Here is a 20,960-nt window from a genome sequence, read left to right on the forward strand (position 1 = left end):
GCAGGACCGAACCCGGAATCTCGAGGTTCCGGGTTCGGCTCGTTGGAGCCGCCCCGGAATGACGCTGTGCGTTACTGCACGTCCATTTGCAGGCCTTCCTTCTGGATGATCGCGGCGAACTTCTTTGTCTCGGCATCCACGAAGACGGCGAATTGCTGCGGCGTGCCGTAGTCGGCGCGGGCCCCCATGGCGGCGATCTGCTTCTTGATGTCGTCGCGCTCCAGCATCGCCTTCACTTGGAGATTGAGCGCTTCGAGCACGGGCGCAGGGACGCCCTTCGGCAGGAAGACGGCGAACCAGGAGGAGACGTCGAAGTTCGCCAGCTCCGGCGCGCTCTCGCGCATGGTCGGCAGATTGGGCGCGAGCTCGCTGCGCTCGGTCGTGGTGACGCAGAGGCCGTTGAGCGTGCCGTTCTGCACCTGCGGCAGGCTCGGATAGAGATTGTCGAACAGGATCTGGATGTCGCCCGCGAGCGCGGCCTGGAGTGCGGGGCCCGCGCCGCGGAATGGGATGTGGGTCATCTTCAACCCGGTGAGCTGGAGGAACCAGGCGCCGGTGAGGTGAGGGCTCTGGCCGACGCCTGAGGAGGCGTAGCTGAGCTTGTCCGGATTGGCCTTCAGGTACGCGATCAGCTCGGGAATCGACTTGATGCCGGTCTTCGGATGCGCCGAGACGATGTTCGGAATCCGGATCATGTTGGAGACCGGCTGGAGCTGGTCCGGCTTGTAGGTGAGGTTCTTGAAAATGCTGTAGGCGATCGCGTTCGGCCCCGGATTGCCGATCAGGATGGTGTGACCATCGGGCTTGGCGCGGACCACCTCGGCTGTACCAATAGTGCCGCCACCGCCCGAGCGGTTCTCCACGACCGCCGACTGGCCCCAGGCAGTCTGCAGATGCGCGGCCAGGAGCCGGCCCATGACGTCGGTCGAGCCGCCAGCCGCCGCCGGCACGACGAGGCGAACGTTCTCGGTGGGCTTCCAGTCGGCCAGGCTCGATCGCGGCAGGATTGCTGCGGCCGAGAGGCCGGCAGCGCCAGCGAGCACACCACGACGGGACAAAAAAGTCTTGGGCACGAATCCACTCCCTGCTTCTCGTTTTGCAGCGAGCGTAGGGAACCCGACGCGCGACGGCAAGTCGCACGAAACGGCACGACGCCGCAGGCTCGAGCCGATTCCGGTGCAATCGGAACGGGTTCCAGATTCTTGTTTCACGCGTTTTCTTTACGCGAACCGGTATCCACTTGGCTCGAAAACGCTCTAAGGGCTCAGTTAAAGCTGAGCAGCTTGAATAGCGGGGCGAGGTAGCTCATCTCCTGACCCGACGTCGCCGTGGTGCGGCTGATGAAGTCGAAGATCTTGCCGTCCTGAAGGCCGTAATTCGCCAGCCGGCGCACGCGCCGGTTCTTGTCGAAATAGATCGCGATCACGCGTTGGTCGACCACCTTCTGGTTCATGAAGGCGACGGGGCGCTCGGAGCGCTGGGAGATGTAGTAGAACACCTCGCCGTCCAGGGTCGCGACGGTGGAGGGCGTGCCCATCACGATCAGCACCTGGTCCTGGCTCGCGCCAATCGGAATCTGCTCCAGTGCCCCAGGCGGCAGGATGTAGCCCTTCTGGAACTGCTCGCCGGTGCAACCCGCAAGCGCCGCGCCGACCAGGGTCGCGGCCGCGAGCATGCGCAGGCCGCGCCAGCGTGCGTAAAGGCCGCGCCGCTGACGTGCGCGCTGGCTGGTCTGGTTCGTTATCGTCATTGCGGAACTGATTCCGTCCCCTTGCGTCGCACGAGGCGCTGAAGTACCGGGCGGAGGCTCTGAATGCAACACGCGCGCGCCCGCTTGCGGAAACCACAATGCTTTGGCCGTTCAATCACTTCAGGAAACCCCGGCTAGCCCCGCGGGGCACCATCGAGGCCATCTATGGCATGATCGTGACGCAGGCGCGAGAACCCATATTTTACCGTGACTTGGGCGTGCCGGATACGGTTAACGGGCGTTTCGACCTGTTGCTGCTGCATCTTTGGCTGCTGCTGCGCCGCCTGCGGACGGTCCAGGGCGCCACCGAGCTGTCGCAGGCGCTGTTCGATCGGTTCTGCGAGGACATGGACGACAATCTGCGCGAGATGGGGGTGGGGGACCAGACCGTACCGAAGCGGATGCGGGCTTTTGGCGAGGCCTTCTATGGCCGCGTCCAGGCCTATGATCAGGCCATGGAGGGCGGCGGCGAGGCGCTGGCATCGTCGATCTGCAAGAATATCTTGAACGGGACCGGCATGGATCAGGCGAAGAGGCTCGCGGCTTATGCTCGGGACACGGAAGCCGATCTCGGCCGGACCGACGAGGCCGCGCTCTTGCGCGCGTCCTTCAAGTTTCCCCCGGCCCTCCCAGAGGATGTCACGCCATGAGCCGACCGACGACCGGATCCGAGCCCGATCCCTGGCGGGCGCCCGTCATCGTGGCGCAGGTCCCCGACACCGGCCTGCATCGCGTACTCGAGGCCTCGGCGGCCGAACGGCAGGCCATGGCCGAGCTCGCAGGCCTGCGGGAGATCCTGTCCGCCCATGCCAGCTTCGATGTCGTGCCGAAAAGCGGCGGGCGGATCCAGGTCACGGGGCTGGTCCGCGGCCGGATCGGCCAGACCTGCGTCGTCACGCTCGATCCAATCGAGAGCGAGATCGAGGAGGAGGTGGACATGATGTTCGCCCCCGAAGCCGAGGCGCGCCGGCTGGCCGACCTGATCGAAGAGGGGCGGGACGACGAGGCGCTGCCTGCGGTCGCCGACCCGCCGGAGGCGATCGTCAATGGCATCATCGACCTCGGCCGTCTCGCCACTGACGCGCTGTTTCTGGCGATCGATCCCTACCCGCGCAAGGAGGGGGCCGTGTTCGAGGCGGACGTCACCGCCCTCGATCCCGAGGACCATCCCTTCGCAGCCCTGAAGGCCCTGCAGGACAAGAAAAAGGGCAAATAGCTCGGCATTTGCGGCGGGACCGCTTCGGACCGGGCACAAGCCGTTTGCTGCGATGGTTTGAAGAACGGTTTCATCCGTTTGATTTCAATGCGTTTCCGGCCTGATTTGTCGGTCCGCTCGCGGATCGTCCTGAATGCAAAAGGCTGGGGGCAAGAGGTTGTTTCGGGGGTACAAAACGCTATTGTCGCGGCCCGTCCGGGTGCGGCGTGGCGCTCGGCCAATCGCCATGTCCGTGGCGAACCCATTTGCGGCCCCACTAGCTCAAGACCGCACGAGACCAGGTTCCAGGACTTTCATGCTAAGCAAGATTCGCATCGCGCTGGACGCCATGGGAGGCGATGTCGGCCCCGCCGTGGTCATTCCCGGCGCTGCCATCTCGCTTGGCAGGCACCGCGATAGCGAATTCCTGCTGGTCGGGGACAGCGCCAAGATCGAGCCCGAGCTCGAAAAGCACCCCGCGCTCAAGGCCGCCTCGAAGATCATCCATACCGACGTCGCGGTCAGCATGGAGGACAAGCCGAGCCAGGCGTTGCGGCGCGGCCGCAAAACCTCCTCGATGTGGCTCGCGATCGATGCCGTGAAAAAGGGCGAGGCGGATGTTGCGATCTCCGCCGGCAACACCGGCGCGCTGATGGCGATGGCGCGTTTCCACTTACGCATGCTGCCGGGCATCGACCGCCCGGCGATCACCGGAATATGGCCGACCAAGCGTGGCCAGTCCGTCGTGCTTGACCTCGGTGCGACCATCGGCGGCGACGCCCACCATTTGGTGTCGCTCGCGCTCATGGGCGCGGCCATGGCGAGCGTGCTGTTCGACAAGACGCGGCCCACGGTCGGGCTGCTCAACATCGGCGCCGAGGAGATCAAGGGCCACGAGGAGATCCGCGAGGCCAGCGAGATCCTGCGTGCGAGGAACCTGCCGGAGCTCGACTATATCGGCTTCGTGGAGGGCGACGGCATCGGCAAGGGGCTGGCCGACGTCATCGTGACCGAAGGTTTTAGCGGCAACATCGCGCTCAAGGCCGCCGAGGGAACCGCACGGCAGATGGCGGAATTACTCCGTAACGAGATGCAGCGGAGCTGGCTGTCCAAGCTCGGCTATCTGTTTGCGCGCAGCGCTTTTCAGGCCCTGCGCGACAAGATGGACCCAAACAAGTCGAATGGCGGCGTGTTCCTGGGTCTGAAGGGACTAGTGGTCAAGAGCCATGGCGGAATCAGCGCCGAAGGCTTTGCCTATGCGATCGATGTTGGCTATGAGATGGCTCACTACGATCTCCTGAACAAGATCAATCAGATGCTCAACCGCGAGGGTGGTGCACTCAGTTCCGTGCAGGCCGCGCAGGAGGCTGTTTCGTGACGAAAATTCGTTCGGTCGTGCTCGGCTGCGGCTCTTATCTGCCGGAGCAGGTGGTGACCAACGCCCAATTGGCGGCGCGCATCGACACCTCCGACGAGTGGATCGTACAGCGCACCGGCATCCGTGAACGGCACATCGCGGCTGAGGGCGAGTTCACCTCGCACTTGGCGCTGCGGGCGGCGCAGGCTGCGCTGAGCGATGCAGGCGTGGACGCGCAATCGATCGAGCTGATCGTGCTGGCGACCTCGACGCCGGACAATACGTTCCCCGCAACCGCGGTCGCCGTGCAGCACGGGCTCGGCATCAACCATGGCGCGGCGTTCGACCTCCAGGCGGTCTGCTCCGGCTTCGTGTTCGCGCTCGCCACCGCCGACAATTTCCTGCGCACCGGCGCCTATAAGCGCGCGCTGGTGATCGGCGCCGAGACCTTCTCGCGCATCCTCGACTGGAACGACCGCGGCACCTGCGTGCTGTTCGGCGACGGCGCCGGCGCTGTCGTGCTGGAGGCGCAGGAGCAGCCGGGCAATGCGGCGACCGACCGCGGCATCGTGACCACGCATCTGCGCTCCGACGGCCGCCACAAGGCAAAGCTGTTCGTCGACGGCGGGCCGTCCTCGACACAGACCGTCGGCCATCTGCGCATGGAGGGCCGTGAGGTCTTCAAGCATGCGGTCGGCATGATCACGGACGTGATCGTCGATGCCTTCCAGGCGACCGGGCTCAACGCCGACAGCATCGACTGGTTCGTGCCGCACCAGGCCAACAAGCGAATCATCGACGCTTCCGCCCACAAGCTGCACATCGCGCCGGAGAAGGTGGTGCTGACAGTGGACCGCCACGGCAACACCTCGGCGGCTTCGATTCCCTTGGCGCTGTCGGTGGCACGCAGGGACGGCCGCATCAAGAAGGGCGACCTGGTTCTCCTGGAGGCCATGGGCGGCGGCTTCACCTGGGGCTCCGCGCTCGTGCGCTGGTAGCAACAGTCGATAAAATTTTGCCGGAATCAGCGCGATTATCGATGCGTCTGCATTGATGAGCGCTGTTGACCGTTGTATCGTAAGCTCCTAATTTCAGACAACAATTGTTCGCCGTGATGTGGGGCAGGGCGATGACCGATCAAAGCAAAACCGTAACGCGTGTCGATCTGTGCGAAGCCGTCTACCAGAAGGTGGGCCTGTCGCGCACGGAATCGTCCGCCTTCGTGGAACTCGTGCTCAAGGAGATCACCGACTGCCTTGAGAAGGGCGAGACGGTGAAATTGTCCTCGTTCGGCTCCTTCATGGTGCGCAAGAAGGGTCAGCGTATCGGCCGTAATCCGAAGACCGGCACCGAGGTGCCGATCTCGCCGCGCCGCGTGATGGTGTTCAAGCCGTCGGCGATCCTGAAGCAGCGGATCAACGCCCAGCACCGCACCAACGGCGACGCCAGCAAGGCTCAACCCGAGGCGTAACCGCCTTTCGGAAAGGATTGGCATTTGGACAAGGCGCCGGATGCGTTCCGAACCATCAGCGAAGTAGCGCAGGAACTCGACATTCCGCAGCACGTGCTGCGGTTCTGGGAGACGCGGTTCTCCCAGATCAAGCCGATGAAGCGCAGCGGCGGCCGCCGCTACTACCGCCCCGACGACGTCGACCTGCTCAAGGGCATCCGCCGCCTGCTCTACGGGGAGGGCTACACCATCCGCGGGGTGCAGCGGATCCTGAAAGAGCACGGCGTCAAATCGGTGCAGGGCCTCGCCGACAGCGCCGCCGCGGTCTCGTTCGGGGCCATCGAGGACGCCATCGGCGCGAGCTTGATGGAGCCCGACGACGAGGCGCCGATCAAGGGCGTCACCGACAGCGACGATGACGATTACCAGGGCGACGAAGAGGAGGGCATCGACTTCCGCTTCGCCGAGATCGACGACGAGGACATCCTCACCACCTTCCGCAAGGGCGGCACTGCCGCCGCGCCGGCCGGCCCCAGCGCGCTGGACCGGGAGCGGCTAGGGCGGGCGCTCGCCGACCTCGTTGCCTGCCGTGAGATGCTGGATCAGGCGCTGAAGGACGGGTAGGGCCGCTCGGCCGGCTTTGCGGGCAGTTCCGGGAATTTGAGCCGACACCAATTTGGTGCGGGCGCCTTGCACAAAGCGGCGATCCTAGCTAATGGAACGGCATTCGGAGCGTGGCGCAGCCCGGTTAGCGCACTAGTCTGGGAGACTAGGGGTCGGAGGTTCAAATCCTCTCGCTCCGACCATTTTTCTCAACTCATCTGTCGGGCGGATTGACCGTCGGCGTGGAGCCTGCTCCCGGCCGTCACGGATGCGTGGCGACAAGTAATGGGTGGCCCCTTCGGTGGTCGGGAAACAATAACGCCGAAAACAACCCCATGCACAGTAGCGATCTCATTGGAGAATAACGGTTTTCCGAAGCGGTTTGACAGCGGTGGAGAAGAGGCTGCTGAGGCACTTAAGTAGAGGATCGGGGGTGATCGCATTTGCACCATTCGGCGCTGCCGTCGGCCCGCAGAGTAAATGGTATACTGACGAGAACAATGGCGCAGTAGCGTCGGAGTTCTTTTGATTGCAGGCAATTTCGCTTCGACGCCGGTTGTATGTTCACAACACCTCTGCACGAATCTGAGCCACGCCACGATCCGTAATCCCCAAGCTGCGCGCAGCAGCCAGCGAAAGGTCGAGGACGCGACTGCGGACGAACGGACCGCGGTCATTGACTGTCACGATGACGCTTCGGCTGCCGTGAGTGACGCGCAACTTGGTGCCGAAGGGCAGGTGGCGGTGCGCCGCTGTTAGCCGATTACGATCAAACGATGAACCGCTTGCTGTCTTGCCTTTGGGATAAGAATAGTAGGAGGCTTTGCCGGAAATGACTCGATGAGAAGATTGGGCTCCTAAACTATCTTTCGAGGGCTCTTCCGGAGTCAGAGGTTGCGCTTGCTGTGGGGTCGAAGGTTGCGATTGCGTTTCGTCCTTCTTTGTCTGGTCGAGCCCTTCAGGAGCTGGCTCCGCGTGAGCTTTTGGAATGATGGACCACCTATCATCGAAGCTTTGCGCGACAGCAGGAGTCGAGCAGATCGTCATCCAAGCTGGGATTGTCGCAATCGCGATCATTCTACAAAGAACTTGCATGGTCGGCCTCACGCATAAAACTGATGGACAATGCAAACTCATCGGCCTGTGTTCCTGCACCCGCATTCTCGTGCAGACAAAGGTGAATGCATACCGCTGGTTCGATGCCTAGTTCCGAGAGTACTAAGGGCAGCGCAGCAAGCACTTGTTTCGCTGCGGCGCATCACGCCGTAGATCTGCAACCCAAAGACACGAAATTGCCGCGTGCAGCAGCCGCTACTTGGCTTCTACTTCGATAGTACAGTCCTTCGATCTCCAAACTGCTCGGGCTTCGCAATTTGTGTTAGCTGCCACAACGCCCAGTCAGACAAGGTAGAGACCCAACCTTCGGGGCTTGTCGATGCTCTCGCAATGAGCGCTCGCAATATCGACTGCTAAGCGGTTGCTCGCAAATACCCCACCACCATCCGCGTCGTCTCGTCCGCCAGCGTCCTCACCATTTTCTCTGGCAGCATCTCGGCCTGGTTCAGCACTGTGTTGTGTGCGACCGCTTCGATCGCGCTGACGCAGATGAACGTCGCAAGGCCCGGAGCGATCTTGCGCATCTCCTTGCGGTGGCTTTCGAGATAGGCGCGCACGAGAACGTGGACAATCGCGGTTGAAGGCTTCGAGGTCCCTCAGCTGGCCGGTGCGTGGGATCTGCTCGGCGAGGACGCGGTGCAGGTTCGGGTCGATACGGTGGCTTCGATTGCCTCATGCATGGAACTACCATTTAGCTCCTTGCGAAATGCTCCGGCACATTTGGCGCGCGGGCCGCAGCGATGTTTCGCTGCGGCCATCCTCGTCAAGGCTCGGGTCAATCGGCGACCCTCTCAACTCTCATTGCGCACGTGACTTCTTCGTCGAAGTCGGCGGCTTTGCTGCGCCGCCGCTGCTCGGATTGTCATAGTGTGCCGAGTTACGTCCCCCTCCCGGCTTGCCATCCATTTTGCCCGCGGATACTGGCGATGTCATGAAACCCGCGGCGACTACAACACATCCGAAGGCAAGGATCGTAAACAGGGCAACAGCTCTTACTATTGACATTGATTTCTCCGATCCAAAATATCGCCACGACAAACGTGGCTTCGGCAGCCTACTCCAGGCCTATTACACTGGCGAGCGTATCTTGAGCCGGATCGATTACGTTCGTAGCCAGAGCGTGCGAGGACTCAGCCGTCGGCCTGCTGCGATTGGTTGTTGCTGACCGCAGCGGTCGCTTTTGCCAGTCACGGTCAGCATCTCGCTGACTTTCCCACGTAGCAAACTCGTTTGAATTCTTCGTAGGAGCTCGGCGCTAACAGTTCGTGCGGTGTGCGCCTCCGGGGCGTTTCCTCGACGTCGTAGTTCTACGGGCCTAGGCGTGGCCCTTGATCTCGTAGTGACCAGGCACGCATTTGTAGCGCTCGAGGCGCCAGTTGGCGCGATAGATGGGATGCTCGCCCATCCATTTCGCGAGCGGGGCCTGTGCGCCGATCGCGCATTGCATCATCGACATCTCGGGCGTCATGTTGCTGTCGGTCACGATTTCCTCGACGCAACTGCTTGAGCTGGCTGCGCTTAGCCGGCAGAGCACGGCAACGACGGTCACGAACATTCCTGTCACCTCATCGGTTATTTCTGACCACGAAGAGGATGCAAGCGGAGTGCCAGAGCCTGTGAATCGCAAGAAATACGCTGGCCTGGGCCGGACTTGCCCCAGCGTATGGAATCGATTTGACGATTCGGATTGTAAAAAAATTCCCGCTAACACGAAGCCGGACAAATACGGGGTCAGCCTCAGCGACGGGCGGATTGTGGGCTATCGCATACGGTTTTGAGCAGTCTTGCGCGTCGTCCTTGAGACGACCACTTCACGCGGTCTGCTCAGGATGAGGCTAACGGCATTGGTGCTCGCTCAAGCTGCTGCCGCGCACCGCTCCTCATCTCGACCGCGGTGACCTCGACGAGGCTGCCGATGCCTTCATGTGAATAGTCCGCGGCCCGAAATCACCGGCGTCGAATGATCGCGCCGATGCGCTTTTACCTGCCGAGCGACGCTGCTACATTTTACGCGGCGCCCCGCAGCGCGGGCAGCTCTGAAGAAACATACCGACAAGGGGAGGGACCGAAGTCCCATGAAGGATTTTGCAGGAAAGATCGCAGTCATCACCGGCGGAGGCACGGGAATGGGGCGCGAGCTCGCACGGCAGCTCGTGGCCGAGGGCTGCAACGTTGCGATGTGCGACGTCTCGGAAGCCGCGATGGCCGAGACCAAGCGGCTCTGCGAGGTCGAGAAGCTGCCGCAAGGCCTGCGCGTCACGACGCATGTCGCCGATGTCGCGATCGAGGACCATCTGAAGCGTTTTCGCGACGAGCTCGCCGAGCAGCAGAAGACGGACAGGATCCATTTGTTGTTCAACAATGCCGGCATCGGCGGCGGCGGCAGTCTGTTCACCAACACGCGCGAGCAGTGGGAGCGCACGTTCAACATCTGCTGGGGCGGCGTCTATCTCGGCGTGCGCACCTTCCTGCCGATGCTGGTCGCCGCGGACGAGGCGCACATCGTCAACACCGCGAGCGTCAACGGCTTCTGGGCCTCGATCGGCATGAACCAGGCGCACACCGCCTACAGCTCGGCGAAGTTCGCGGTGAAGGGATTTACCGAAGCGCTGATCAACGACCTCCGCCTGCACGCGCCGCACGTCAAATGCTCGGTGGTGATGCCCGGTCACATCGGCACCTCGATCGTCTCCAATTCGCGCAAGGTGCAGAGCAGTGACGGCTCGGACCGGCTCAATGCCGACGAGGTCGCGCTGACCCGCAAGCGCATGATCGCGGCCGGCGTGCCAGATGCCGACAAAATGACTGAGGAGGACATCCAGGCGGCGTTTGCCGAGCGCGCCCGCAGCTTCCTGGAGGATGCGCCGACGACGGCGGCCGAGGCCGCGAAGACCATTCTCGACGGGGTCAAGGCGGAGCGATGGCGCATTCTCGTCGGCGAGGACGCCAAGCGCCTGGACGAGCGCGTGCGCGCCGCGCCGGAGCAGGCCTACGACCGCGCCTTCTTCGAAAGTTTTACGCAGGAGGTCGGCTGGCGGCTCGGTTGAGACCGCCTGTGAGCGGGGTGCCAATGTGGGTATGATGATCGTCATGGCAAGAGGTGCTCAGGCAATTTTGTGTGCCACCTCTTGCCAATGTGACGTCCGCATCATGACCGATCGGTATGTCACGCATGCGACACGACAATGTTCAAGCGATGGTGATCTCGAACGGCTTTCATTTTGGTCGCGGCTGCTTGGTTGGGGACCTGAAATAGTTTAGTCAACCAGGCGTAACGCGACGATAGAGCGTAGCTCCCGATGATGCCCGCATGCCTCTCCGACGACTGGACCCTCTGCCCGGAGCGAGAGGACATCTCCGCTGAATTCACGCGGCTGCTCACCGCCGCCCAGGAGGGCGGCGCCACCATCGCCGAATGCCTGATGATCGCGCGGCAGCTGAAGCGGGGCGACGGCCGCTCCTGGCACCGCGAGTGGAAGAAGCTGGCGCAAGCCAATCGGCAGCGCGCCGAGGCTGCCTCCGCAGAAGGCCACATGGCGAGCGCACGGCGCAACTGGCTGCGCGCCATGAACTACTATGGCGCGGCGGCGATGCCGCTCGAGCAGGACGACGAGCGCCGCTGGGTCGCTGTGCTCGCAATGCAGGAATGCGCACGCAGCTACCTTTCGGCGCGCAGCCCGGTCGGCGAAGTCGTGACCGTGCCTTGGCTCGACGGACATGCGCTGCAGGGCTACTTCCTCCCTGCGCCGACGGGAAGCGGGCGGGCTCCGACCGTGATCTGCATCGGCGAACCCGGCCACCGCAAGGAGGAATTTCTCTTCAAGCTCGTGCCACATGCGTGCGAGCGTGGATTCTCGGTGCTGGCGCTGGACCTGTTCGGCGATCAGCGCGACGATTATATCGATGTGCTGTTGCGGCGCCGGGATCTCGAGAGCGCGATACCGTGCGTCATGGACTATCTGGAGACGCGCAGTGACGTCGATTTCGCGCGCGTTGCAATCGTCGCGGATGGCTGGGGCTCTTCGTTCGTGGCGCGCGCGGTGTTGCAGGAGCCGCGGCTTGCCGCCGCCGTCTGCGACGGCGGCCTGTGGGACCTGCACGAGCGGGCCTTCTTCGCCAGCCGATTCGCACTGAGCGACGTCAGCATCGTGCCGGTGCCGCATGCGCCGCTGATGGCTTCCAGCATCGACTGCCCTGTGTTGATCACGCTCGGCGAGGATGGCTGGCTCAAGGCCGACCGGGCGCGTCAGATCGTCCAGAGCTCCCGTATTGGCAGCTCGTCGGATGTCATGTTGAAGGTGTTCACTGCGGCCGAGACTGGCGCGGCGCAGGCCCATGCGGACAATCCGAGCCTTGCCAACGAATACATCTTCGACTGGCTCGAATCGCGGCTCGGCGCAACCGGCCAGATATGATCTAAAGCGCGCGTCAGAAATCGAGTGTGAGGCGGACGCAGGCCTTCTCGAGGCGGGACTTCAGCATTGCGAGCTTGGCGGTGAATTCGGTGAGCTCTTGCTCGTCGAACTCCTGGAAGACGAATTCCTTGATGGTCTTGTACTGCTCGTTGAGGCTCGCCAGGTGCTTCTGTGTCTTCTCGGTCAGGGACAGCCGGACCACCCTGGCGTCGGTCGGCGAGGGCCGACGGCGCAACAGGCCCTTTTTCTCGAGCAGCTTGGACTGGGTGGTGACGAACGACGGATCGACGTGGAGAAGCTTGGAGACGACGTTGACCGGAATGCCGTCGTCCTTATCGAGGTCGGAGATGGCCATCAGGATCAGCCATTGCGGGCCGCTGATGCCGAGCGTCCTCGCCCAGAACTGACGCAGCTCCTCCAGATACATGTTGATCGAAGAGATCTCCCAGGTGAAGCGCCTGATGATATCCAGATTGCCGACGGAGCGCAGGCGTGAACCCTCTTTCCTCGTTGCGGACACAGCGTCACTCCCGGTGAACTGATTCTTCAGGCCAGTGTTCGTAGCAGGCCATAGTCCACGCAAGCCTGTCCTGACGCAAGTGCAGAGCAGGGTAATTTTGTCACTAAAACTACAAAGATGATCAGCTCAGTTGATTGCTCCTTGAGCCGTCGGTGTTGCGCGCCGGGCACAGGTTCAGCAAAACCAAAAAGCTGATCTAATAAACTATTTTGATTACCGAACGACGCAGGCATATTGATCCATGACGGTGGGGGGTTCTCGATCGTCCCGTTGCAGGTGGTTCGCTCACGTCCCTCGCTCGAAGCGGGTGTGTCCGAAAGCGCAAAGCGGCCGAGCGGATTTGAGAGACGGAGATCTGGGGGGCCATACGGTCTGGTCTCCGTAAAATGAGCAACTTGGAGGTTTTAAATGAAACTGGTGAAGAGCCTTTTGCTCGGCACTGCGGCGGGTCTGATCGCCGTCGGTGGAGCCCAGGCGGCCGATCTTCCGGTCAAGGCCAAGGCGGTCGAATACGTCAAGATCTGCACGCTCTATGGTGCGGGTTTCTACTACATCCCAGGGACCGACACCTGCATCAAGCTGGGCGGTTATCTGCGTGCTGAAGTCGCCCTCAACGCGGGCGGCAATTACAGCGCCCAGTACAACGGCGTCTTCGCGGCGAACAACCGCTTGACGAACTACTACTCGATGCGCGCTCGTGAAGATCTCAACATCGACACGCGCACCGCGACCGAGTACGGCGTGGTCCGCACCTATTTCGACGCGGTCTTCACCTGGACGACCGGCAATTATGTCGGCACCGGTTCGGGCACGGGCGCCACCCAGTACAGCGGCACCCTCGGCCTCAACGCTGCGGGCACGGGCCTCGTCGGCTCCTCCAGCGGCAACGTCAACGGCACCGACGGCGGCATCTCGGGCGGCGCGCTCGGCGTCTACTATGCCTTCATCCAGTTCGCCGGCTTCACGATGGGTAAGGCGGTATCGCAGTTCGACGCGCCCTGGGTCAACTATCCCGGCAACAACTTCGACCAGTTGGTCGGCGGCAGCGGCTCGACCAACGGCGTCGCCCAGTTCACCTACACGGCCGATTTCGGCCAGGGCGTGACGGCGACGATCTCGGCGCAGGACCAGACTCAGTTCTTCACGACCAACCTCTGGAACACGGCGGGCATGAGCACCACCGGCGTCCTCGGCGGCGCCTACGGCTCGAACGACATCGGCGGCACCCGATCTCCCGACCTCGTCGGTATGGTCCGCGTCGACCAGGCCTGGGGTATGTTCCAGGCGTCGGTCGCCGCACACGACAACCACGTCGGCTATTACGGCGCCACTGAAGTCACCGGTCATCCGGAAGACAAGTGGGGCTGGGCCGTCCAGCTCGCTCTGTCGATCAAGAACATTCCGACCGGCGCTGGCGACGTGATCAATCTGTCCGGCGTCTACACCGAGGGCGCGAGCCGCTACAACTTCCAGTCGCTGGCAGCGACCAGCTACTCGATGTTCGGCAGCTCGAACGCCGCTTATCAGAGCATCGGCTTCGCCGGCGTGTCTGACGCGGTGTTCGGCCCGGGCGGCAACCTCGAGCTGACCAAGACCTACGGCTTCCGGGGTGCCTACACCCACAACTGGAGCCCGTACTGGAACACGGCACTCTATGGTGCGTGGGCTGCGGTCAACTACAACGGCACCGCCAAGGGCCTGATCTGCGGCAGCGCGGCGTTCGCCACCCTGACCGGTACCTGCAACCCGGACTTCAACATTGGCCAGGTCGGCGTCATCACGCGCTGGACGCCGGTGAAGAACCTGACGTTCTCGGCTGACTTCACCTACAGCCATCTCGACCAGAAGTACTCGGGCGCGATCACGACCGGAGCACTGACGACTGTCGCCAAGCCGGCGGCCACCTACGAGCTGAAGGACCAGGACACCTACAGCCTGCTGCTGCGCGCACAGCGCAACTGGTAAGCTCGGTCTTCGAAGATGAAGCAGCCCCGGCGGGAAACCGCCGGGGCTTTTTTACAAGGAGGCGGTTCGGAATCGGCAGCCTCCCACGCAGTCGATGAAGACGTGCTATGCGATTCAATCGCCTCAGATTTATTTACTTACCTGAGTTACTAAGCTATATAGCTCTCAGCCGATTACGAAAGTTGCGGCTCTTGGCTTCACGCTAAGCCTCCAGAAACCTCCGGTGATGCCCCACCGGAGGTTTTTCGTTGTGGGAGTGCCTGTTTCAGCCGCGGATAGCGCGGGTGCGTGAGTTCGGCCGGTAGGCGAGGCGGCTGTGGCCGCCGCAGTAGGATTGGCCCTCCGGCGCAGCATTGCCGCAGAAGCAGAAATCGTCTTCGCCCGGCGTCGAGATCGGCCAGCGGCAGCGATTCTCAGACAGCTCCAGCAGCGAGCAGCGGTTGCCGTCGTCGATCGGCTCTGCAACCACGGGCATGCCGGTCTCGCCGTAGATCGTGGCGAGCATCTCGTATTGCAGCCGCGGGACGGCCCTCGACGCGCGCGCCGGCGCAAAGCCCCTGTCGTGAACCTTGCGGTCATCGACCGTCCGGCCCCGCGTCAGATTCAATCGGGACAGCTTGCCGATCACGGCGTTGCGGCTGACGCCGATGTCGGCGGCGATCTCTCGGCAGGAGAGGCCGGCGTCGAAGTGCCGCTTCAAGAGTTCAATGCGTTCGTCGGTCCAAGTCGGTGAAGCGGTCTGAGAAGGAGTCGGGGAAAGAGCAGGCATGTGTAACGGTCCCAGGTTGCAGATGTCGGCCATCCGCCTCTCGAGATCGGTCCGCCTCACGTCAGGCGCGCGCTCACGTCCTGCCATTGTCGCGGATCGACAAAAGCCCGTCCTTGATGGCGAGACGGATGCCTTCCTCGATCAATGTCCGCGCAACGCCGGGAACGCTCGTGCCGTGGGTGCCCTGTCTCACCAGTTTCTCCAGATAGGTGATGGTCGAGAGCGCCAAGGTTACGGGAATGCGGTCAGTCTCGGCTTTTTCGGTGGCCATGGCCCGAACGCTAGCCTCTTACTCGGGTACATAAAAGTAACGATTAAGACTCTATTTAGGTTCGGGGGTGCAAGTCAAATCCGGGCCAGACCGGTATGTCAGCCCGTTGGAATCGCTGGAGAAGTTCGGGCATGGCGCGGCACGTCGCCCGAAAGCCGGGCGGCGGCGTGGCGTCACCACATCAGGAGAGGCGCGCCGGCTCAGCCGTGCACGATCGCCTTTTCGATCATGCAATGGATACCCTTGGCGCCGTTAACGGTCTGCGTCACCCGCAGATCGGCGGCCAGGCTGCACAGCGTGTAGGCGTCCTCACGCGACAAGTTTCGCGTCTCGCCGAGCAGCGCGATCATGTCGCGCAGCGCGCGCACCACGCACTGGTCGAGGTCGGGGTCCATCGCCATGGTCATGTAGTGCGTCGCCGTCTCGGCGCGGGGATAGTCGAACTTGAGATCCTTGCGCAATGTCAGGCGGAAGCGGCCCCGGAGTGCAGTCTCGATCGCGGTGACGCAGACCTCGCCGTCGCCTTGCACGCCGTGCCCGTCGCCGCAGGAGAACAGCGCGCCCGGCACGAACACCGGCAAATAAAGTGTTGCGCCCGCGCCGAGCTCCTTGTTGTCGAGATTGCCGCCCATCGCGCGGGGGACCAGCGAGGAGATGCGGCCCCAGGCCGGCGGCGGCGACACGCCCATCACGCCGAAGAACGGTTTGAGCGGCAGGTCCAGACCCCATGGCATGCGGCCGGTCATCCGCGTTCGGTCGAGCGGGATGTTCAGGATACGCGTCGCGTGGAAATCGTCGGGCAGGGTGCCGGACAGCGGCTTGATCATGTTCCAGCCCCAATCCTGCCGGAGCTCGACGTCGAGGATCTCGACCGCGAGCACATCGCCGGGCTCGGCGCCTTCGACCGCGATCGGACCGGTGAGGATGTGGCCGGGCAGCATGCGCTCGTTCCTGGCGTGAACCTCCAACATCTCCGGCGGAATGTGAAACTGATTGCGGTCGGGCAGCATGTCCGGACCGCCGCTGATGGTGTCGATCGTCACCTCGTCGCCGCTGGCGATGGTGAGGACAGGCCTGAGCGCGGCTTCGAAGAAGCCCCAATGGCAGGTTTCGGGGCTGGAATGCAGGTGATGATGGGTCATTTGCCGGGTCCGGTTGGTTTCATCGGCCGCGGGCTTGACCCGGCGATCGATCCTCTTTCAAGAAGATTTCTGAAGAAGGCCGGGCCGGTCAAGCCCGCGCATGACGGGCACGATCATTCCAGCGAGGCTCTCCTGTTTTTCGCTCTTTCCAAGACCCTTGGTGTCGCGCTGCTGCCGATCAATCTCCTGGTCGAGCTTGGGATCGTGTCTGTCGTGCTGATGGCGACGCGCTTTGCCGCGTTCGGCCGCAAGCTTGCCGCAGTCACGCTGGTTCTGCTGGCGCTCGCAGCGTTCTCGCCGCTCGGCAATCTCTTGCTCTATCCGCTGGAGTCGCGCTTTGCGCCCTGGGATCCGTCGCGCGGTGCGCCCGACGGCATCATCGTGCTCGGCGGCTCCGTCGACACCGATCTGTCGGCGGCTCATCGCACGCCGGTGGTCGCGCACGCGGCCGATCGTCTGTTTGCGCCGGCCGAGCTCGCGCGCCGCTATCCCAATGCGCGTATCGTCTTCACCGGAGGCACGTCGAACCTGGTCTCGACCGTCGCGAGGGAAGCTGATTACTCCGCGCCAGTCCTGGAGAATGTCGGCATAGCGAAGCAACGCCTGATCCTCGAGCGGGACTCCCGCAACACCTGGGAGAATGCCATCTTCACGAAGCAATTGGTGTCGCCGAAGCCGGGCGAGCGCTGGCTTCTGGTGACGTCGGCCTTTCACATGCCGCGCTCGATGGGGATCTTTCGCAAGGCCGGATTTGACGTCGAAGCCTACCCGGTGGACTGGCGAATGGGCGGGCGTGACGATCTCTTTTCCTTCACCAATATGGGTGCGGACGGGCTTGGCCGAACCGACGTCGCCGTGCGCGAGTGGATCGGCCTCGTGGCCTACCGCCTGATGGGCAGGACCGGCGAGTTGCTTCCGGGGCCCACCAAGGACTAGAACGAGAGCCGCAAACAACAACAGGCGGCGCGCGATCGCCGGACCGGAGGACGCCATGCAACAGCAGAGCGCGGATAGGATCGACCTTGCTGCACTCGTCGCCGATCTCAACAGCCTGCTCCGGCTGAAGACGACGGTGATCGGCATGAAACTGTTCGCGCGCGCCGCGGACATGGAGGCGATCCCAAAAATCCGGCGGCCGAACGCGATCCACACCACCGACCAGATCGTCAGCATGGCCGCGCGTCTGGGATGGACCGTCGGCATCACCGCCGACGATCTCGTGGGTGCGCAATGCCGCGCCGTGATCGGTCTTGCGCCGCAGGATGATAAATGGCTCGCGGGCGACAGTTACGTCGGGGTGTGGCACGGCACGGCGGAAGATGCACGCAAGCGCCAGGAAGCGCTCGATGTGGTGCCGTTCGGGCAATATCAGGCGCTCGCCGTCAGCCCGCTCGCGAGCGGCAGGCTCGATCCGCCCGACATTTGCCTCGTTTACGCGACGCCCGGGCAGATGATCATCCTGATCAACGGGCTGCAATATACCGGCTACAGGAAGTTCGAATGGGGCGTGGTCGGGGAGACCGCCTGCGCGGATTCCTGGGGGCGGGCGCTCAAGACCGGCGAGCCCAGCCTGTCCTTGCCATGCTATGCCGAACGGCGCTATGGCGGCGTGCCGGACGAGGAGATGCTGATGGCCTTGAAGCCCTCGCACCTCGCCAAGGCAATCGAGGGCATGAAGGCGCTGGCTAAGAATGGCCTGCGCTATCCGATTCCGCCCTATGGCATTCAAAGCGACGTCCGTGCCGGCATGGGCGTGAGCTACGCGAAAAAGTAAAGGCCGATTATGAGCTCTGCGAAATTCGACATCGTCGTCTACGGCGCGACCGGTTTCACCGGCCAACTCGTCGCCGAATATCTGTCGGCGCATTACAAGGACGGCAAGGCGCTGACATGGGCGCTGGCCGGCCGCAGCCTCGACAAGCTGAGATCGGTGCGCGAAGCGATCGGCGCACACGCCGAGACGCCATTGATCGTGGCCGACGCGTCGGATGCGGCTTCGCTGAAGGCGATGGTGGCGCAGACCAGATCGGTGATCACGACGGTCGGACCGTATCAGTTCTACGGCGAGGAACTGCTCGCGGCCTGCGTCGCTGCGGGCGTGGATTATTTCGATCTCTGCGGCGAGCCGGTCTGGATGCGGAAGATGATCGACAAATACGAGGCCGCGGCCAAGGCAAGCGGCGCGCGCATCGTGTTTTCCTGCGGCTATGATTCCGTGCCGTTCGAGCTTGGCACTTTCTTCGTGCAGGAAGAGGCCAAGCGCGTGTTCGGCGCGCCGGCGCCGCGCGTCAAGGGCCGCGTGCGCGACATGCGTGGTACGCTGTCAGGCGGCACCGCGGCGAGTGCAAAAGCGACCTTCGATGCGGTTGCCAAGGACCTCAGCCTTGTCGCGATCCTGAACGATCCGTTTGCGTTGACGCCCGGCTTCACCGGCCCGAAGCAGCCGAAGGGCAACAAGCCCTTCGTCGAGGAGGACCTGCAATCCTGGGCGGCCCCGTTCGCGATGGCGCTGATCAACACGCGCAACGTTCACCGCTCCAACATGCTGATGGGCTTTCCCTACGGCAAGGATTTCGTCTACGACGAGATGGTGCTGACCGGTCCGGGCGAGATGGGCGAGGCCAACGCGAAGCGCGTGATGGCGGCAAACGCCGGCAAGACCGGCCCCGGCGCACCGAAGCCGGGCGAGGGACCTTCGAAGGAAGAGCGCGAGAACGGCCTCTTCGATCTGCTGTATGTTGCGATCGCGCCCGACGGCCGCCAGGTGCGCGCCGGCGTCACCGGTGACCGCGATCCCGGCTACGGCTCGACCTCGAGGATGATCTCCGAATGCGCGATCTGCCTGCTGCGCGATGCGGCTGACGTTCCGGCCGGCTTCTGGACACCGGGTGCAGCGATGCAGCACAAGCTGATCAAGCGGCTGCGTGACAATGCGGGGCTGACGTTCGAGGTGGAGACGTAGCTCCTCGCCTCTCGTCGCAAGCTGCGGGGCAATCGCATATGGCGCTTTGCGCGCCCTGAGCGCGCGCCTCGTCCTTCGAGACGCCCGCTTCGCGGTCTCCTCAGGATGAGGCTAAGCATCATCGGTGCTCGTTGAAATGAGTGCCGCGTACCCGGTCGTCATCCTGAGGGCCCGCCAAATCACACCGCCCGCGCGTCGTAGGCGTACATGAAATCCATGCCCTTGGCGCCGAGTGGCAGGAGCCACTTCAGCATCTGATTGCGAACCCACGCACCGGTGGCGCTAAACTCGCGCTTGCTGTTGCCATTGCGGCGCGCCATGGCGACGATCTTTTCGGTGCGCGGGCGGCGCGCGGCCTCGAAGGTCTGGAACGTGGCGCTGAGCTCCTGCCCCTCCTGCATCAGCCGCGCGAGCCGCATCGCATCCTCCAGCGCCAGCGAAGCGCCTTGGCCGGCATGGGGGCTGGTCGCATGCGCCGCATCGCCGATTAGCAGCGAGCGCTTGCGCGACCAGGTCGGCAAGGTCGCGACGTCGAGCGTGTCGGTGACGACGATGTTCTCGGCCGCTTCGATGATGTCGGAAATCGGATCGTGCCAGCCGCGATGAAAGCCGCGCAGATGCTGCTTCATCGTCGCGTGGTCGAGCGCGCGAAACATCACCGCGTCCATGCCGTGCGCCGGCTGCGTGCTCCACCACATCACGCCGTCGTCCGGTTCGGGGCTGCAATAGCCGTAGCCGAAGAAGCCACTCTGTCCGAACGTCGTCTCGACGTGGCGGCCGATCGGCCTGCCGTCGAGCACCGCGTGCGGCACGAAGCCGCCGAAGCCGATCAGTCCGGTGTTGAACGGCTGCGGCCCATCCGGCACCACCTGGCGGCGCGCCACCGAGTGAACGCCGTCGGCGCCTATCAGGAAGTCGCCCTCGGCCGTGGTGCCGTCGGCGAAGTAGGCGATGATCGGCTGGTCGCCGCGGTCCTCGATCTTGATCAGGCGCTTCTCGAAGTAGAGTGAGACGCAGGCACACCAGGCCTTGTCGATCAGGATTTCGTTCAGCGTGGCGCGGGAGATGTTGACGGCCGGCTGGCCGAAGCGCCGCTCCATGTCGCGGTTGATCGAGCCGAGCCGCTCGCCGTCCTGCGAATAGAAGTCGAAGGCCTCCGCGACCGAGCCGCGGCTGATCAACTCTTTCGCAAGGCCGATCTCGTCCATGACATGCATGCCGTTCGGTGCGATCTGAAGGCCGCCGCCAATGCCCTTCGAATAGGGCCAGGCCTCATAGATCGCCGACTCGATGCCGGCCCGGCGAAGCAGGATCGCAGCGACGGGCCCGGCGATGCCGGCGCCGATGATCAGGGCCTTGCGGGGACGATAGGACATGGCTTGCTCCCGACGTTTCCGCGGTGCTAGGAGAAATTACGGCTAGCTAAATCTCTTAGTAGCTAAGAT

22 protein-coding genes and 1 tRNA gene are annotated in these 20,960 nt (G+C 63.3%); 13 read left to right on the forward strand and 10 right to left on the reverse strand.

The features are described 5' to 3' along the window. Positions 1-71: 71 nt before the first annotated feature. Complete coding sequence (locus IVA92_RS21795) at positions 72-1,073, reverse strand: tripartite tricarboxylate transporter substrate binding protein (protein WP_247277072.1); 1,002 nt, start codon at positions 1,071-1,073, stop codon at positions 72-74. 191 nt (positions 1,074-1,264) lie between these two features. Further along, on the reverse strand, positions 1,265-1,750 hold the full coding sequence (locus IVA92_RS21800; RefSeq protein ID WP_247277073.1) for an outer membrane protein assembly factor BamE: 486 nt from the start codon (positions 1,748-1,750) through the stop codon (positions 1,265-1,267). 98 nt (positions 1,751-1,848) lie between these two features. Here IVA92_RS21800 and IVA92_RS21805 point away from each other — a divergent pair, with 98 nt between their 5' ends. The 7 genes from IVA92_RS21805 (at position 1,849) to IVA92_RS21835 (ending at position 6,558) form a co-directional block, all read left to right on the forward strand. After that, the gene (locus IVA92_RS21805) at positions 1,849-2,400 is read left to right on the forward strand and encodes a ubiquinol-cytochrome C chaperone family protein (protein WP_247277074.1); all 552 of its coding nucleotides are present in this window, start codon (positions 1,849-1,851) and stop codon (positions 2,398-2,400) included. Further along, a complete protein-coding gene (locus tag IVA92_RS21810; protein ID WP_247277075.1) occupies positions 2,397-2,966 on the forward strand; it encodes a DUF177 domain-containing protein in 570 nt (189 codons plus the stop codon). Before IVA92_RS21805 ends, IVA92_RS21810 begins: the two co-directional genes overlap by 4 nt. A gap of 295 nt (positions 2,967-3,261) precedes the next feature. Next, complete coding sequence (plsX, locus tag IVA92_RS21815) at positions 3,262-4,323, forward strand: phosphate acyltransferase PlsX (RefSeq protein WP_247277076.1); 1,062 nt, start codon at positions 3,262-3,264, stop codon at positions 4,321-4,323. Then, positions 4,320-5,300 (forward strand): beta-ketoacyl-ACP synthase III, encoded by a 981-nt coding sequence (locus IVA92_RS21820; RefSeq protein ID WP_247277077.1) that lies wholly within the window; start codon positions 4,320-4,322, stop codon positions 5,298-5,300. The genes plsX and IVA92_RS21820 overlap by 4 nt, the downstream gene beginning before the upstream one ends. A 131-nt stretch (positions 5,301-5,431) precedes the next feature. Then, a complete protein-coding gene (locus tag IVA92_RS21825) occupies positions 5,432-5,773 on the forward strand; it encodes an integration host factor subunit alpha (protein ID WP_018456841.1) in 342 nt (113 codons plus the stop codon). A 24-nt stretch (positions 5,774-5,797) separates the two neighbouring features. Continuing rightward, the gene (locus IVA92_RS21830) at positions 5,798-6,376 is read left to right on the forward strand and encodes a MerR family transcriptional regulator (protein ID WP_247277078.1); all 579 of its coding nucleotides are present in this window, start codon (positions 5,798-5,800) and stop codon (positions 6,374-6,376) included. Positions 6,377-6,480: 104 nt separating this feature from the next. After that, a tRNA-Pro gene (locus IVA92_RS21835) sits at positions 6,481-6,558 on the forward strand. A 361-nt stretch (positions 6,559-6,919) separates the two neighbouring features. Here IVA92_RS21835 and IVA92_RS21840 read toward each other — a convergent pair. The 3 genes from IVA92_RS21840 to IVA92_RS21850 form a co-directional block, all read right to left on the reverse strand. Then, positions 6,920-7,432 carry a septal ring lytic transglycosylase RlpA family protein gene (locus IVA92_RS21840; protein WP_247277079.1) on the reverse strand — a complete coding sequence of 171 codons (513 nt, stop codon included), beginning with the start codon at positions 7,430-7,432 and terminating at the stop codon, positions 6,920-6,922. Positions 7,433-7,824: 392 nt separating this feature from the next. Then, entirely contained in the window at positions 7,825-8,028 is a 204-nt protein-coding gene (locus tag IVA92_RS21845; protein WP_247277080.1) for a hypothetical protein, read from the reverse strand. 758 nt (positions 8,029-8,786) lie between these two features. Then, entirely contained in the window at positions 8,787-9,026 is a 240-nt protein-coding gene (locus tag IVA92_RS21850; protein WP_247277081.1) for a hypothetical protein, read from the reverse strand. Positions 9,027-9,546: 520 nt separating this feature from the next. Between IVA92_RS21850 and IVA92_RS21855 the strand changes: the two genes are divergently transcribed. Continuing rightward, positions 9,547-10,518 carry an SDR family NAD(P)-dependent oxidoreductase gene (locus tag IVA92_RS21855; protein WP_247277082.1) on the forward strand — a complete coding sequence of 324 codons (972 nt, stop codon included), beginning with the start codon at positions 9,547-9,549 and terminating at the stop codon, positions 10,516-10,518. Positions 10,519-10,770: 252 nt separating this feature from the next. Further along, the gene (locus IVA92_RS21860; RefSeq protein WP_247277083.1) at positions 10,771-11,886 is read left to right on the forward strand and encodes an alpha/beta hydrolase; all 1,116 of its coding nucleotides are present in this window, start codon (positions 10,771-10,773) and stop codon (positions 11,884-11,886) included. Between the two features lie 13 nt (positions 11,887-11,899). Here the strand turns inward: IVA92_RS21860 and IVA92_RS21865 are convergent, their stop codons facing one another. Further along, positions 11,900-12,406 (reverse strand): MarR family transcriptional regulator, encoded by a 507-nt coding sequence (locus tag IVA92_RS21865; protein WP_247277084.1) that lies wholly within the window; start codon positions 12,404-12,406, stop codon positions 11,900-11,902. A gap of 408 nt (positions 12,407-12,814) precedes the next feature. On the opposite strand from IVA92_RS21865, the gene IVA92_RS21870 reads away from it, so the two are divergent. Next, positions 12,815-14,371, forward strand: a complete 1,557-nt coding sequence (locus IVA92_RS21870) for a porin (protein WP_247277085.1) — start codon at positions 12,815-12,817, stop codon at positions 14,369-14,371. A gap of 265 nt (positions 14,372-14,636) precedes the next feature. Here the strand turns inward: IVA92_RS21870 and IVA92_RS21875 are convergent, their stop codons facing one another. The 3 genes from IVA92_RS21875 to IVA92_RS21885 all read right to left on the reverse strand — a co-directional run bounded on the left by IVA92_RS21875 (position 14,637) and on the right by IVA92_RS21885 (position 16,553). Then, complete coding sequence (locus IVA92_RS21875; protein ID WP_247277086.1) at positions 14,637-15,140, reverse strand: GcrA family cell cycle regulator; 504 nt, start codon at positions 15,138-15,140, stop codon at positions 14,637-14,639. 73 nt (positions 15,141-15,213) lie between these two features. Further along, positions 15,214-15,411 (reverse strand): hypothetical protein, encoded by a 198-nt coding sequence (locus IVA92_RS21880; protein WP_007603456.1) that lies wholly within the window; start codon positions 15,409-15,411, stop codon positions 15,214-15,216. Positions 15,412-15,611: 200 nt separating this feature from the next. Then, complete coding sequence (locus IVA92_RS21885; RefSeq protein ID WP_247277087.1) at positions 15,612-16,553, reverse strand: acetamidase/formamidase family protein; 942 nt, start codon at positions 16,551-16,553, stop codon at positions 15,612-15,614. Between the two features lie 168 nt (positions 16,554-16,721). On the opposite strand from IVA92_RS21885, the gene IVA92_RS21890 reads away from it, so the two are divergent. From IVA92_RS21890 to IVA92_RS21900, 3 genes are read left to right on the forward strand one after another with little or no spacing between them, the layout of a single operon-like run. Beyond that, on the forward strand, positions 16,722-17,489 hold the full coding sequence (locus tag IVA92_RS21890) for a YdcF family protein (RefSeq protein WP_247277187.1): 768 nt from the start codon (positions 16,722-16,724) through the stop codon (positions 17,487-17,489). A 55-nt stretch (positions 17,490-17,544) separates the two neighbouring features. Next, positions 17,545-18,327, forward strand: coding sequence for a DUF169 domain-containing protein (locus IVA92_RS21895; RefSeq protein ID WP_247277088.1), 783 nt, complete (start codon positions 17,545-17,547; stop codon positions 18,325-18,327). 9 nt (positions 18,328-18,336) lie between these two features. Further along, positions 18,337-19,515, forward strand: coding sequence for a saccharopine dehydrogenase NADP-binding domain-containing protein (locus tag IVA92_RS21900; protein WP_247277089.1), 1,179 nt, complete (start codon positions 18,337-18,339; stop codon positions 19,513-19,515). 179 nt (positions 19,516-19,694) lie between these two features. On the opposite strand, the gene IVA92_RS21905 is transcribed toward IVA92_RS21900, so the two are convergent. Continuing rightward, positions 19,695-20,891, reverse strand: a complete 1,197-nt coding sequence (locus IVA92_RS21905; protein WP_247277090.1) for an FAD-dependent monooxygenase — start codon at positions 20,889-20,891, stop codon at positions 19,695-19,697. Positions 20,892-20,960: the final 69 nt, after the last annotated feature.

This window comes from Bradyrhizobium sp. 154 (assembly GCF_023073875.1).
Taxonomy (GTDB): Bacteria; Pseudomonadota; Alphaproteobacteria; order Rhizobiales; family Xanthobacteraceae; genus Bradyrhizobium.

What these genes read in the sequence shown, in the direction of transcription:
- IVA92_RS21880 (WP_007603456.1), bottom strand. Translation starts at nt 15,411, where the DNA reads ATGGCCACCGAAAAAGCCGAGACTGACCGCATTCCCGTAACCTTGGCG.
- plsX (WP_247277076.1), top strand. Translation starts at nt 3,262, where the DNA reads ATGCTAAGCAAGATTCGCATCGCGCTGGACGCCATGGGAGGCGATGTC.
- IVA92_RS21855 (WP_247277082.1), top strand. Translation starts at nt 9,547, where the DNA reads ATGAAGGATTTTGCAGGAAAGATCGCAGTCATCACCGGCGGAGGCACG.
- IVA92_RS21860 (WP_247277083.1), top strand. Translation starts at nt 10,771, where the DNA reads ATGATGCCCGCATGCCTCTCCGACGACTGGACCCTCTGCCCGGAGCGA.
- IVA92_RS21850 (WP_247277081.1), bottom strand. Translation starts at nt 9,026, where the DNA reads ATGTTCGTGACCGTCGTTGCCGTGCTCTGCCGGCTAAGCGCAGCCAGC.
- IVA92_RS21900 (WP_247277089.1), top strand. Translation starts at nt 18,337, where the DNA reads ATGAGCTCTGCGAAATTCGACATCGTCGTCTACGGCGCGACCGGTTTC.
- IVA92_RS21810 (WP_247277075.1), top strand. Translation starts at nt 2,397, where the DNA reads ATGAGCCGACCGACGACCGGATCCGAGCCCGATCCCTGGCGGGCGCCC.
- IVA92_RS21895 (WP_247277088.1), top strand. Translation starts at nt 17,545, where the DNA reads ATGCAACAGCAGAGCGCGGATAGGATCGACCTTGCTGCACTCGTCGCC.
- IVA92_RS21905 (WP_247277090.1), bottom strand. Translation starts at nt 20,891, where the DNA reads ATGTCCTATCGTCCCCGCAAGGCCCTGATCATCGGCGCCGGCATCGCC.
- IVA92_RS21870 (WP_247277085.1), top strand. Translation starts at nt 12,815, where the DNA reads ATGAAACTGGTGAAGAGCCTTTTGCTCGGCACTGCGGCGGGTCTGATC.
- IVA92_RS21800 (WP_247277073.1), bottom strand. Translation starts at nt 1,750, where the DNA reads ATGACGATAACGAACCAGACCAGCCAGCGCGCACGTCAGCGGCGCGGC.
- IVA92_RS21840 (WP_247277079.1), bottom strand. Translation starts at nt 7,432, where the DNA reads ATGATCGCGATTGCGACAATCCCAGCTTGGATGACGATCTGCTCGACT.
- IVA92_RS21885 (WP_247277087.1), bottom strand. Translation starts at nt 16,553, where the DNA reads ATGACCCATCATCACCTGCATTCCAGCCCCGAAACCTGCCATTGGGGC.
- IVA92_RS21825 (WP_018456841.1), top strand. Translation starts at nt 5,432, where the DNA reads ATGACCGATCAAAGCAAAACCGTAACGCGTGTCGATCTGTGCGAAGCC.
- IVA92_RS21875 (WP_247277086.1), bottom strand. Translation starts at nt 15,140, where the DNA reads ATGCCTGCTCTTTCCCCGACTCCTTCTCAGACCGCTTCACCGACTTGG.
- IVA92_RS21805 (WP_247277074.1), top strand. Translation starts at nt 1,849, where the DNA reads ATGCTTTGGCCGTTCAATCACTTCAGGAAACCCCGGCTAGCCCCGCGG.